Annotated in this window: 13 protein-coding genes; 6 read left to right on the top strand and 7 right to left on the bottom strand. The window is 68.7% G+C overall.

What is annotated here, in order from left to right; translation table 11 throughout:
* Position 1: 1 nt before the first annotated feature.
* On the bottom strand, positions 2-448 hold the full coding sequence (locus C560_RS0109230; RefSeq protein WP_026537996.1) for a hypothetical protein: 447 nt from the start codon (positions 446-448) through the stop codon (positions 2-4).
* Between the two features lie 663 nt (positions 449-1,111).
* Between C560_RS0109230 and dnaB the strand changes: the two genes are divergently transcribed.
* A complete protein-coding gene (dnaB, locus tag C560_RS0109225; RefSeq protein ID WP_018775337.1) occupies positions 1,112-2,497 on the top strand; it encodes a replicative DNA helicase in 1,386 nt (461 codons plus the stop codon).
* A gap of 21 nt (positions 2,498-2,518) precedes the next feature.
* Here the strand turns inward: dnaB and C560_RS0109220 are convergent, their stop codons facing one another.
* Together C560_RS0109220 and C560_RS0109215 are read right to left on the bottom strand one after the other, a co-directional pair.
* Positions 2,519-3,493: an acyl-CoA thioesterase gene (locus tag C560_RS0109220; protein ID WP_026537995.1), complete on the bottom strand. Its 975-nt coding sequence runs from the start codon at positions 3,491-3,493 to the stop codon at positions 2,519-2,521.
* Positions 3,494-3,661: 168 nt separating this feature from the next.
* Complete coding sequence (locus tag C560_RS0109215; RefSeq protein WP_026537994.1) at positions 3,662-4,096, bottom strand: DoxX family protein; 435 nt, start codon at positions 4,094-4,096, stop codon at positions 3,662-3,664.
* Positions 4,097-4,245: 149 nt separating this feature from the next.
* Between C560_RS0109215 and C560_RS0109210 the strand changes: the two genes are divergently transcribed.
* The 3 genes from C560_RS0109210 to C560_RS0109200 all read left to right on the top strand — a co-directional run bounded on the left by C560_RS0109210 (position 4,246) and on the right by C560_RS0109200 (position 6,714).
* On the top strand, positions 4,246-5,601 hold the full coding sequence (locus C560_RS0109210; protein ID WP_043422849.1) for an MATE family efflux transporter: 1,356 nt from the start codon (positions 4,246-4,248) through the stop codon (positions 5,599-5,601).
* Positions 5,602-5,675: 74 nt separating this feature from the next.
* Positions 5,676-6,269, top strand: coding sequence for a hypothetical protein (locus C560_RS0109205; RefSeq protein ID WP_026537992.1), 594 nt, complete (start codon positions 5,676-5,678; stop codon positions 6,267-6,269).
* 82 nt (positions 6,270-6,351) lie between these two features.
* The gene (locus C560_RS0109200; RefSeq protein WP_043422877.1) at positions 6,352-6,714 is read left to right on the top strand and encodes a hypothetical protein; all 363 of its coding nucleotides are present in this window, start codon (positions 6,352-6,354) and stop codon (positions 6,712-6,714) included.
* Between the two features lie 86 nt (positions 6,715-6,800).
* Here C560_RS0109200 and C560_RS0109195 read toward each other — a convergent pair whose 3' ends face one another.
* Positions 6,801-7,343 (bottom strand): CGNR zinc finger domain-containing protein, encoded by a 543-nt coding sequence (locus C560_RS0109195; protein WP_026537990.1) that lies wholly within the window; start codon positions 7,341-7,343, stop codon positions 6,801-6,803.
* 252 nt (positions 7,344-7,595) lie between these two features.
* On the opposite strand from C560_RS0109195, the gene C560_RS0109190 reads away from it, so the two are divergent.
* Together C560_RS0109190 and C560_RS0109185 are read left to right on the top strand one after the other, a co-directional pair.
* Complete coding sequence (locus C560_RS0109190) at positions 7,596-8,549, top strand: EamA family transporter (RefSeq protein WP_051082338.1); 954 nt, start codon at positions 7,596-7,598, stop codon at positions 8,547-8,549.
* 62 nt (positions 8,550-8,611) lie between these two features.
* Positions 8,612-8,884, top strand: a complete 273-nt coding sequence (locus tag C560_RS0109185) for a DUF2277 domain-containing protein (RefSeq protein ID WP_026537988.1) — start codon at positions 8,612-8,614, stop codon at positions 8,882-8,884.
* Between the two features lie 27 nt (positions 8,885-8,911).
* Here C560_RS0109185 and C560_RS0109180 read toward each other — a convergent pair whose 3' ends face one another.
* From C560_RS0109180 to C560_RS0109170, 3 genes are all read right to left on the bottom strand, one after another.
* Entirely contained in the window at positions 8,912-11,152 is a 2,241-nt protein-coding gene (locus C560_RS0109180) for a heavy metal translocating P-type ATPase (protein ID WP_442853151.1), read from the bottom strand.
* A gap of 181 nt (positions 11,153-11,333) precedes the next feature.
* Positions 11,334-11,564, bottom strand: coding sequence for a heavy-metal-associated domain-containing protein (locus C560_RS0109175; protein ID WP_018775347.1), 231 nt, complete (start codon positions 11,562-11,564; stop codon positions 11,334-11,336).
* Positions 11,565-11,631: 67 nt separating this feature from the next.
* Positions 11,632-11,991, bottom strand: coding sequence for a metal-sensitive transcriptional regulator (locus tag C560_RS0109170; protein ID WP_026537986.1), 360 nt, complete (start codon positions 11,989-11,991; stop codon positions 11,632-11,634).
* Between the last annotated feature and the right edge of the window lie 214 nt (positions 11,992-12,205).

Raw genomic sequence — 12,205 nt, 5'->3', positions numbered from 1 at the left:
GCTAGAGCCGATCTACGTAATTCTTTGCGGTCTTCAGGTCCGAGTTGGTCGATTGCCGCAGCAGCCGGACGGCCTTCGTCTTGTGGCCGTCGTGGGCCAGCGACTGCAGCTGCAGGAGGAGTTGGGGGTTCAGGTGTCCAATGGCGGACAACCCACCTTGGTGGCCGGAGCCGTCCCGGCCCAACAGGGCGGAGCGGGCGTGGTCGGCCTGCTGCGACTGCTGCTGGGAGTTCTGGCTGGGGCGCGTGGTCGCTTCAATCCGGGCGCGGGAGGCCTCGGCAGCCCGGACCTGCGCCGCGTAGTGGGCCTGGGACTTGAGCGCCAGTTCCTGCTGGTAGCGCTCGGCCTCTGAGATGCCGTGGTTCCGCGGCTTCAGCGCCGTGACCGCCGCCCAGAGCACCGCCGTGAGGATGAGGGCAGGCAACATGACTATCAGTACATCGCCCATGTTTAGAGCTTATGCCAGATTGCCGTTATCCACAGCATGTTCCGTACCTCGCATACAGCGCGCGGCGGCCGGCGTCAATTCGCTTCGGTGGGATGAATCCGGTCACAAAATGTGCGTATCGGGCGGCAAATGTGGCCTCCTGTGCTGCCTCGTATCCCCAGCCCCAAGGTGCAGGCTGTGGATGAAGCTTGGCGGAAATTGTTTTGTGTCCACAAGATGAATCCAACATTTCCGCAGGTCAAGTACGGATTACAGGCTTAACTTTTTTTCTATCCACAGCTCTACCCACAGACTGTGCACAAGCATCAGGCACTAGTGCACAGGTTATCCACAGGGCAGCGGAGTGGCCGGGTTGGTGCCTGCCCCATCGGCGGATAACGTTGCAGGATATCGGGCGTGGGAAGCGGAAAACCTGCGGTCGCCGGGTGGTGCCAACCAGGCCACCGACCCCGGGGCCCGATGGCCCACGGAGCCGCACCAACACTGTGGATAACGGCGGTGGTCGGACCGCGCGAACTGTCGGAGCTGACTGGTAGGAATAGAGCGGCCGGCATGTGCCGGGGTTTGCCGCCGGCTTCACAGCGGTTCAGCATCACAGCGGTTCGGCGTCACAGCGGTTCGGCGTCACAGCGATTCGGCATCACACAATGAAGGACGGCAGTTTTGTCAGTTACGCATCTGGACTCAGTCGAGGGTACGCGGGGAGCCGAAGGCAGCCGCAAGCCTCCGCAGGACATTCCCGCGGAGCAGTCAGTCCTGGGCGGCATGATGCTGTCCAAGGACGCCATCGCCGACGTCGTTGAGATCCTGCGTGGCCAGGACTTCTACCGTCCGGCGCACGAAACCATCTACGAGGCCATCATCGACCTCTACGGCCGCGGCGAGCCCGCGGACGCCGTGACCGTCTCGGACGAGCTGACCAAGCGCGGCGAAATCAACAGGATCGGCGGACCCGCCTACCTGCACGAACTCATCCAGACCGTCCCCACGGCCGCCAACGCCGGCTACTACGCCGAAATCGTGGGCGAACGCGCGGTGCTGCGCCGCCTGGTTAACGCCGGCACCAAGATCGTCCAGCTCGGCTACGGACAGGACGGCGAGGTCGAAGACCTGGTCAACCAGGCCCAGGCCGAGGTCTACGCCGTCGCCGAACGCCGGACCGCCGAGGACTACGTGGTCCTCAAGGACGTCATGGAATCCACCGTGGACGAGATCGAGGCCTCGGGCCACCGCGGCGAGGGCATGGTGGGCGTCCCCACCGGCTTCTACGAGCTCGATGAACTCACCCACGGCCTGCATCCGGGCCAGATGATCGTCATCGCCGCCCGCCCCGCTGTCGGCAAGTCCACGTTCGCGCTGGACTTCGCCCGCTCCGCCGCCATCAAGAACAACCTCGCGACCGTCATGTTTTCCCTCGAAATGGGCCGCAACGAAATCGCCATGCGCCTGTTGTCCGCCGAGGCCACGATCGGCCTCCAGGACCTCCGCAAGGGCACCATCAAGGACGAGCAGTGGTCCAAGATTGCCACCACCATGGGCCGGATGAACGATGCGCCGCTGTTCATCGATGACAGCCCCAACATGTCGCTGATGGAAATCCGGGCCAAGTGCCGGCGCCTGAAGCAGCAGCATGACCTCAAGCTGGTGATCCTGGACTACCTGCAGCTCATGAGCTCGGGCAAGAAGGTGGAGTCGCGCCAGCAGGAAGTCTCCGAGTTCTCCCGTGCCCTGAAGCTCCTGGCCAAGGAGCTGCAGGTGCCCGTGATCGCGCTGTCGCAGCTGAACCGTGGCTCCGAGCAGCGCCAGGACAAGCGCCCCATGGTCTCGGACCTGCGCGAATCGGGCTCCATCGAGCAGGATGCCGACATGGTGATCCTGCTGCACCGCGAAGACGTCTATGACAAGGAGTCCCCGCGCGCCGGTGAGGCGGACATCCTGATCGCCAAGCACCGTAACGGCCCCACAAAAGACATTGTGGTGGCCTTCCAGGGCCACTACTCGCGGTTCGCCAACATGGCCGCCGACGCCGGCGGTGGCGGCGGCTTCTAGCCCCCCGGCCCCTGTCCGGCCCTAGCGGTCGCGGGCCGCGAGCAGGTGGTTGGGCAGCCGGTTCCCCGGGGCCCGGCCGCGGATTTCCAGCAGTTCGCGGGCGTGGGCGTGGAGCCGGATGTCTTCCGCGGACACCGGCACCCACTGCGGAATCGGAACCGAGGTGCCGGTCTCGTCGCGGGCGACCATGACGGTCAGGCAGTAGGTGGTCAGGTTCAGCTCGCGCCCCTTGGGGTCTCCGGACCGGACGTGGACGGCGATGTGCATGCCCTTCGTCCCGGTGTAGACCAGCCGGGCCTCCACCTCCACGACGTGGCCGATCAGCAGCGGCCGGTAGAACCGCACGCCGCCGGAGAATACGGCCACGGTGTCCTTGCCGCAGTAGCGGGAGGCGCAGACGTAGGCAGCCTCGTCGATCCATTTCATGACGATGCCGCCGTGCACCTTGCCGCCCCAGTTCACGTCCGTGGGTGCCGCCATGAACCGCAGCACCACACGCTCGGCCGTGCCGGCGTCGGTATATTCCTGTGCGCTCATGGCCTCCACGATGTCCTCGCGGACTTTGATCCGGGCCAGCGCGTGGTCCCGCTGTTCGATTTCTTCCGGCGTCACGGGGACGAACTGCGGCACCGGTATCGGCTTGCCGTCCGCGCCCACGGCCACGAAGATCACGATGCACTGGCTGCGCATGGTGGCGGGCCCGCCCTTCGGATCGCCCGAGGACACCACGGTGCGGATATGCATCGAGGACCGCCCGGTGTACACGATCGTGGCCTCGACCTCCACCATGTCGCCGCTGTTGACCGGGTCCGCGAAGTGGATGTTCCCCACGTAGGCCGTCACGCAGTAGGACTTTGCCCAGCCGACGGCGGCTGCATAGGCGGCCTTGTCCACCCACTCGAGCACGGTGCCGGCGTCGACCGAGCCGCTGTGGCCGACATCGGTGGGGGCCGCCAGGAAGCGCAGGGTCACGGAATTGGGCGCGTTCTCGCTCATATTGTGAGTTTACTGATTCGCCCGGCGCGTGCCGCCGGCCGGCGACACAATGGCTGTCCGGTACGCCATAACCCCGCCGTAACCCGAAGACATGCGACGGCGGGCGGCCACCAGAAGGTGACCGCCCGCCGTCGCGCTCTCTAGGCCGTGAGCGGAGCCGTGTGTGCCTTAGGCCAGGACGCGGAGCTTCGAGTCGGCGCGGCCGAAGAGGGCGCGGTCGGCGGAGAGCCTGCCGGCGCCGACGAGGGCCACGGCTGCGGCGGCGGCCGCCAGGATCAGGACGAGTTCGTAGCCGCCGGTTGCGACGAAGACGCCGGCGGAGGCGTGGACCATGAACAGGGCGCCGAGCATGTCCAGGGCGAGGAGGGCCGCAAAGACGCGGGTGAGCACGCCCAGGATCAGCGCGAGACCGCCGACGAGCTCGAGGGTGGCGACGACGGGAGCCGCCGCCTGGGCTGCCGGGACTCCCATCTGGGTGAAGGCGGCCTGGGTGCCGGCGATTGTGAATTCGTTGAATTTCTGCCAGCCGTGGGCGGCGAACAGGAAACCGGCGATGACGCGCAGGATGGTTCGGGCGGAGGTGGTCAGGGCGGGCTGGTTCATGGGAAATACCGTTTCGTAAGGAGGAGGCGTCGCGGCTCTCTGCCGCTGCGGCTTCGGTGGCGTTCAACGTCAAGTCTCCCCGACATTTAGTTGAAATGTCAACTAAATGTCGGACTGGGTCGATGCGTTGGCCCGGCTAGGGTTAAGCCGTGCAACCTTCCCCGCAGCTGTCCACCGCCCCGCCGCCGTCCACCGGGCAGCGCCGGGAGATCCTGCGCCTGGCAGTGCCGGCCTTCGGCGCGCTGATCGCCGAGCCGCTGTTCCTGCTCGCGGATTCGGCCATTGTGGGCCACCTCGGCGTGGCCGAACTGGCCGGCGTCGGGCTGGCATCGGCGGTCCTGCACACGGCAGTCGGACTGATGGTGTTCCTCGCGTACTCCACGACGCCGGCAGTGGCGCGGGCCATCGGCAACGGCCAGCTGCCCAAGGCCCTCGCCGCCGGACGCGACGGCATCTGGCTGGCGCTCCTGCTCGGACTCGTCCTTGCGGTCGCGGGATTCCTGGCCGCCGGGCCGCTGCTGGACCTGATGGGCGCCCGCGGCGAGGTGCATGGGTTTGCCGTGGACTACCTGCGCGGGTCCATGCCCGGCCTCGTGGCGATGCTGCTCATCTTCGCGGGTACCGGCGTGCTGCGCGGACTCCAGGACACCCGGACCCCGCTGATCGTCGCCGCCGCAGGGTTCACGCTGAACATCGCCCTGAACCTGGTCCTTGTCTACGGGCTGGGCTGGTCCGTCACCGGCTCGGCCGTGGGCACCAGCATCGCGCAGTGGGCCATGGCGGCCGTCTATGTGCTGATCGTCCGGCGCAACGCCGGCACCAACGGGGTGTCCCTGGGGCCGGACTGGCGTGGCATCCGGGCCCTGACCGGAGTGGGTTCCTGGCTGATGCTGCGCACGCTTAGCCTGCGGATTGCGATTCTCGCCACGGTGGTGGTGGTCACCGCCCAGGGGCCGGTCAATCTCGCCGCGCACCAGCTGGCCATGACCATCTTCACATTCTTCGCCTTCGCCCTCGACGCCCTCGCGATCGCGGCCCAGGCCCTGATTGGCAAGGAACTCGGCGCGGCCCGGCCGGCGGAGGCACGTGCGCTGACGCGAACCATGACCCGGTGGGGGCTCGGCTTCGGCGCCCTGACCGGGGTCCTTCTGGCTGCCGCGGCACCATGGGCGGGCGCCCTCTTCACGCCCGACGCCGAGGTCCAGGCGGCGCTTACCGTCGCCCTTTGGGTGCTCGCCGCCGGGCAGCCGCTGGCCGGATACGTCTTTGTCCTCGACGGCGTCCTCATCGGCGCGGGCGACGCCAAATACCTGGCGATCGCCGGGGTCGTCAATCTCGCCGCCTACCTGCCGCTGCTGCTGGCCGTGCTGTCTTCCGGCGCCGGTGCCGGGACGGGATTGCTCTGGCTGTGGGCCGCCTTCTCACTCGGCTACATGGCGGCGCGGGCGCTGACGCTGGGTCTCCGGGCCCGGACGGACCGGTGGATGGTCCTCGGCGCGCGGTGAGTGCAGGCTGGGTGAGCATTGGTCCCGCCCGCGGGCAGGCGCGCGCAGCGGCGGCTTCGCACTAAACTGGACGGGTGACTCTTCCCGCAGCGCCTGACGCGACCCCTGCCATCCGCGCCGCGGCCGACCTCTTCAAGCCCGTGCTTGTCAGGGCGGCCGTTGCGCTCGTGTTTGGCGCGGTCACCGTGTTCTGGGCGGCGCCCCCGGAGTCGGGCATGGGCTGGGCCGGCGGCCTGTACGTGCTGGCCACTGGTGTGGTGATGATCTGGACCGTGCCCAAGACCGGATTCCGCCCGCAGGAAGGCGCCGGCAGGGTCCTCTCCGCCGGCGGAGCAGCCCTGGCCGGAGCCGGCGCGGCCGTGGCCCTGATCCCCGCCCCGCTGGTCTTCGGAATCATCGCGGCAATGGGCCTGGGCGTGGCCGGCGCCGCGGAGCTGTTCGCGGGCATTCGTTGCCGCGGCCGGTCCGTGCTGGCCCGCGACTGGATCGCCTCCGGTGTGATCGGGCTGGGCACTGCGGTTGCGCTGCCGTTCTTCATCGGCCTCGGCCCGCACGCCCTCCTCGGCGTTGCCGGCGGCGGGGCCATCATCAGCGGCGTCCTGTGGATGCTGTCCGGACTGACCCTGCGCCATGATGCTCCGGGCGATTCCGCGGAGGCCGTAAACTAGTACCGACAGGTTCTACCCGGCGTAGAACAATTGCGGTAACAAGACAGCCGCGCTTTTGCGCGGGCTGCAGGAGGAAAACACCTTGGCACAGCAGAAACCCGGAGCGCCCCGCAACCTGCGGACCTCGGTCAAGGGACCGCTCATGTTCTCCGCATTCTGGGCCGTGGTGGTTTTCTTCGGCGTCCTGATCTTCGCCTCGGGCGGCAGTGCCCGCGCACCCCGTTTCGATCTGGCGCTCATCGGCGCCGGGATCGCCTTTATTGTGATCCTGGTGGTGGCCGCCATGCTGGCCATGAGCCACAAGGAGAACCCCGCCGATCTGGGGAAAGGCTCCGGCGTTAACCTCAGTTCCAAGCGCACGCCCTCCGGCCATGGCGGCCCGTCAGCGCACCCCCGGCCCGAGGCCGGCCCCGGCGATTCCCGCGACAACGGGCCACGGGCCTAACAGCCGGGCTTAGCAGGCGTAGGCCTCACAGCGGCTCCTAACAGCGGGGCTTAGCAGGCATACGCCTCCCAGCGGCGCCCGCGGCGTCAGGACGCGGCTTTCCGGGCCCGGTACGCGGCCACGTGCGCGCGGTTGGCGCAGTTTCCCGTGTCGCAGTAGCGCTTCGAACGGTTGCGGCTCAGATCCAGCACGACGGCGTCGCAGTCGTCCGCGGCGCACACGAGCAGGCGGTCCATTTCCTTGCTGCGGATCACGTCCACGATCGCCATGGCCGCCTCCGTACTCATCCGGTCGGCCAGCGGCGCCTCCGGGGTGGTGGCGTGCAGGTGCCAGTCCCAGGGGTCGTGCTTGACCAGCTGGGGCAGCGCCCGGGCCTCCCGGAGCAGCCGGTTCACGGTCTCCGCGGCCGCCGACTCCCCGGCCTGCCAGAGCTCGGCGAGCTCACCGCGCAGCCGCCGCACGCTTGCCAGCTCGGCCCCGTCCCGCGTGCGGGAACCGGTGAAGCCCTCGGCCTCCAGGAAGCCGTCCAGATCCTTGACCGTGGCCAAATGTTCCTCACCGTTGGCCGCGGTGTTGATGAGGTTGACCACAGAACGCAGGGCAACTTCCGTGTCAGGGGCAAAAACCATCTTGACTCCTTACCTTGCCGGGGCGTAATGTCATGAGCATAACCCTACTTTACTCCTGACAGGAGAATGCCCGTGTCTGCCCCCCAGCGTCCCGCCGCCACCCCGGTCCGAGACCTTGCCGCCCAGCGGCCTGCCTCCGAACCGGGCGGCGCTCTGCAGGAAGACAAACGGGGAAGCAAACTCGAAGGCAAGCGGGGTAGCAAACAGGGCGCCAGGCAGGGCACCACGCGGGCCGCCGCGCCATCCGGGTTCATGGCATCGGGCCTGGGCGTCGCCCTGTTTTCGTCCGCGGTGTTCGGGCTCTCCGGATCATTCGCCAAGGCGCTCCTGGAAACGGGCTGGACTCCCGGGGCGGCCGTCACGGCCCGGCTCACCGGTGCGGCCCTGATTCTGGCCGTCTTTGCTCTTCCCTCCTTGCGTGGGCGCTGGCACCAGCTCCGGGACAACTGGCTGACCGTGCTGCTGTTCGGATTCATCGGCGTCGCCGCCTGCCAGCTGTTCTATTTCAACGCCGTATCCCGGCTCTCGGTCGGCGTCGCCCTGCTGCTGGAGTACCTGGCGCCGGTCCTGATCGTGCTCTGGCTGTGGGCCGCCAGCCGGAAACGGCCGCGGCCACTGACCATTGCCGGCACGCTCCTGTCCCTCGGCGGGCTGGTCCTGGTCCTGGACCTCACCGGAGCCGTCAAGGTCGACCTCATCGGGGTGCTGTGGGGGATCGCGGCCGCGGTGTGCCTGGCCATCTACTTCTTCATTACGGCCAAGGAAAACGACACCCTGCCGCCCATCCTTCTGGCCTCCGGCGGGCTCATGGTGGGCGCCATCGTCATGTGGCTGACCGCGGCAACCGGGCTGTTGCCGATGGCCTTCAGCACCGCCGACACCCGCCTGGGGCCCTGGATCACCCCGTGGTGGGTGGCGCTGGGCGGCCTCGTGGTCCTGGCCACGGTGGTGGCGTACGTGTCCGGAATTGTCGCCGCGCGGGCACTCGGCTCGAAAGTCGCGTCCTTTGTCTCCCTCACCGAGGTGCTGTTCGCCGTCGTCTGGGCGTGGCTGCTGCTCGGCGAACTGCCCGGCCCCATCCAGCTCCTGGGCGGACTGCTGATTGTCGGCGGGGTGGTGCTGGTCCGGCTGGACGAGCTCCGGGCCCCGTCCGGCACCGGCGCGGCAGCGCTGGACCACGCGAACGACTGCGAGCCCGTGCCGTAATTGGTTGTCCGTTCGGGCCCGGGCCCCTCGTTCCCGGGCCCGAAGGCCCTTAGCATGGAGATATGTGCCGAAATATCCGGACCCTCCACAATTTTGAACCCCACGCCACCACCGCGGAGGTGGAGGCCGCCGCGCTGCAATACGTGCGCAAGATCAGCGGCAGCACCAAGCCGTCCAAGGCCAACGAGGAGGCCTTCAACCGGGCTGTGCATGAGATTGCCCATGTGACGCAGCACCTCCTCGACTCCCTGGTGACCCACGCCCCGGCAAAGGACCGCGGGGAGGAGGCGGCCAAGGCCAAAGCCAGGGCTGCCATCCGCTATGGCGCAGCCTGAGGCGGGAGCGCCGGGGCTAAGGCCGGCTTACTTCCCGAAGCCGCGCAGCCGCAGCGAGTTGGCCACCACCAGCACGGAGCTGGCGGCCATGGCGGCGCCGGCGATCATCGGGTTGAGCAGGCCCAGGGCTGCCACCGGGATGCCCACGGCGTTGTAAAAGAAGGCCCAGAAGAGGTTCGTCTTGATGGTGCCGAGCGTCCGGCGGGACAGCCCGATCGCCTGCGCCACCTGCCCGAGGTCGTTGCCCATCACCGTCAGATCGGCTGCCTCGATGGCGACGTCGGTGCCGGAGCCCATGGCGATGCCCAGGTCCGCCTGCGCCAGCGCCGCGGCGTCGTTGACGCCGTCCCCGACCATGGCCACAGTGGCGCCGGCCGCTTGCAGCTTCCGCACGGCCTCAACCTTGCCCGCCGGGAGCACACCCGCGAAGACGTCATCCGGGCTGATCCCGACGGCGGCCGCCACCTGGGCGGCCACAGCGGCGTTGTCGCCGGTCAGCAGGATCGGCCGGAGCCCGAGTCCCCGGAGCCGGGTGACCGCGGCCGCGGAACCGGGCTTCACGGTGTCCCGCAGGCTGATGAGACCGGCGGTTTCGCCGTCCACGGCAACCCAGACCGCCGTGGCGCCAGAGTCTTCGGCAGCCCCCAGTGCCTCGCGCTGCGCCGGGGCAGGGGCCACGCCGGACTCCAGCAGCCAGCCGGTGCGCCCCGCGACCACGAGCCGGCCGTCAACGGTGCCCCGGACGCCGCCGCCGGGGGCGGAGCGGAAGCCGGCGACGGCGGGGAGGCCGGCGCCGTCGTGGTTCACGCGCCCCGCCGCCGCGGCCAACGCGGCAGCGGCGATGGCCCGGGCGATCGGGTGCTCGGAGGCGTTTTCCACAGCCCCCGCCAGGCGCAGGACGTCCGCGTCGCTGTACCGCCCGAAGCTTTGGACGCCGTCCACGGCAAGGCGGCCGGTGGTGACGGTTCCGGTCTTGTCCAGCAGGATCGTGTCCACCGTCCGGGTGTCCTCGAGGACTTGCGGGCCCTTGATCAGGATCCCCAGCTGGGCGCCCCGCCCGGTCCCGGTGAGCAGCCCGACCGGGGTGGCCAGCCCGAGGGCGCAGGGGCAGGCGATGACCAGCACGGCGACGGCGGCGGTGAAGGCGCTCCGGAGCTCGTCGGCGCTGACGTCCGGTGCGGCCGCCATCAGCCACGCCGCGAAGGTGAGGGCGGCGATGGCCAGGACGACCGGTACGAAGACGGCGCTGATGCGGTCTGCGAGCCGGGCGATCGGCGCTTTTCCGGTCTGCGCCGCCGAGACGAGCCTGCCCATCTGGGCCAGGGTGGTCTCGGACCCGACGCGGGTGGCACGGACCAGGAGCCGGCCGGAGGTGTTGATGGTGGCCCCGGTGACCTGGCTGTCCGGGCCGACTTCCACGGGCACGGATTCGCCGGTCACGAGGGAGGCGTCCACCGCAGAGGAACCGTCGATGACGACGCCGTCGGCGGCGATCTTCTCGCCGGGGCGGACCACGATCACGTCGCCGAGGCCCAGCTGGTCGGCCGGGATCCTGTGCTCGGTGCCGCCGCGCAGGACCGTCGCGTCTTTGGCCCCCAGGTCCAGGAGGGCCTTGAGGGCATCTCCCGCCTTCCGTTTGGCGTTGGCCTCGAGGTAGCGGCCAAGCAGCAGGAATGTGGTGACCACGGAGGCGACCTCGAAATACAGGCCGCCGGAGCCCATGCCCTCGGCTGCGGGATGTTCGGTCATGCCCGGGTCGGCAAGGAGCTGCCCGGCCGAGAACGAGTAGGCGGCAATCACGCCGATGGACACCAGGGTGTCCATGGTCGAGGCCAGATGCCGCGCGTTGATGGCCGCGGCGCGGTGAAACGGCCACGCCGCCCAGGCAACCACCGGCAGGGCCAGGATCGCGGCCACCCAGCCCCAGTTCGGGAACTGGAACGCCGGGATCATCGAGATCGCGAGGACAGGGACGGTGAGCACGGCCGCCACAACCAGCCGCGGGCGGAGCGAGGGGGCGGCCGTGCCGGGCGGAACCCCGGTGCCGGCCGGGAGTTCTGCAGGCTCCACCGGCGTGCCCGGGTACCTGGCGGACCGGATGGTGGCCTTGTAGCCCGCGGCCGCGACCGTGGCGGTGATTTGGTCGTCGGTGATGTCCGCGGGGACGCTGACGCGGGCGGACTCCAGGGGCAGGTTGACGCTGGCCGCGACGCCGTCGAGCTTTCCGAGCCTGCGCTCGACCCGGTTGACGCAGGAGGCGCAGGTCATGCCCTCGATATCGAGGTCAATGACGCGGCTCCCGGCCCGGTCCAACAACTGCTCGCTGCTCACGGCGCCCTTCTTTTCCCGCTCGATTGGTCGTCTGCTGTTCCGTCGTCTGCTGTTCCGTTGTCTGCGCCCGACGGCGTTTGCCGTTCCGGCGCCTGCGCGCGCCCGGCGCGATCGTCCCTCAGGCTTCGCTGGCGACCACGAGGTAGCCGGCCTCGGCGACTGCCTCACCGATTTCGGAGGACTGCAGTGCTTCGCTGGAGGTGATCGTGACGGTGGAGATGCCGCCGGCGTTGAGGTCGACGTCGACCTTTTCGACGCCGGAGAGCGCCTCAAGTTCTTCGCTGACGGAGGACACGCAGTGGCCGCAGGTCATGCCGGAAACGTTGACGGTGGTGGAAACGGTGGCCATGGAGTGCTCCTTGTCGCTGGGCCGGGTGTGGTTCCCCGGCCCGGTGGTGTGGTGGGTGGTACGGGTCCTAGCGGAGCAGGCGTCCGATGGCATCGGTGGCCTCCTTGACCTTGAAGTCGATGGCCTCCGCACGGAGCTCCGGATCCGGCTCGGCGGCGGCGCCAACAACACAGTGGCCGATGTGCTCTTCGACGAGCCCCAGGCTCACGGCATGCAGGGCCTTGGTGACTGCGGCGACCTGGGTGAGGATGTCGATGCAGTACTTGTCCTCGTCGACCATTCGGGCGATGCCGCGGACCTGCCCCTCGATCCGCTTGAGCCGGCGAAGGTAGGCGTCCTTGTTGGAGGTGTAGCCGTGCTCAGGGGGCCGGGCGTCAAGGGGAACAGCGTCCAGACTCGCCGTGCCGGGATCTTCTGACTCGCTCATGCCCTCAACATATACCCCCTAGGGGTATGTTTCAAGCCTGCGGTCCGGGACGGCGCCGATGTGGAACGTTGCGCAAAACAAAGAGCTCCGGAGTGCGTTATTGGGGGATACGCACTCCGGAGCAGCTTTGGGGTAACCCGTTCGTCCGGGCTACAGATCGAGCTTACTCGCCGGTAGTGGGATAACACCAGCGGTCCGAATAAGTACTTTCGCT

The sequence above is a fragment of the Arthrobacter sp. 9MFCol3.1 genome (genome assembly GCF_000620385.1).
Classification (GTDB): Bacteria; Actinomycetota; Actinomycetes; order Actinomycetales; family Micrococcaceae; genus Arthrobacter.
This window is presented reverse-complemented; position numbering and strand designations above follow the sequence as displayed.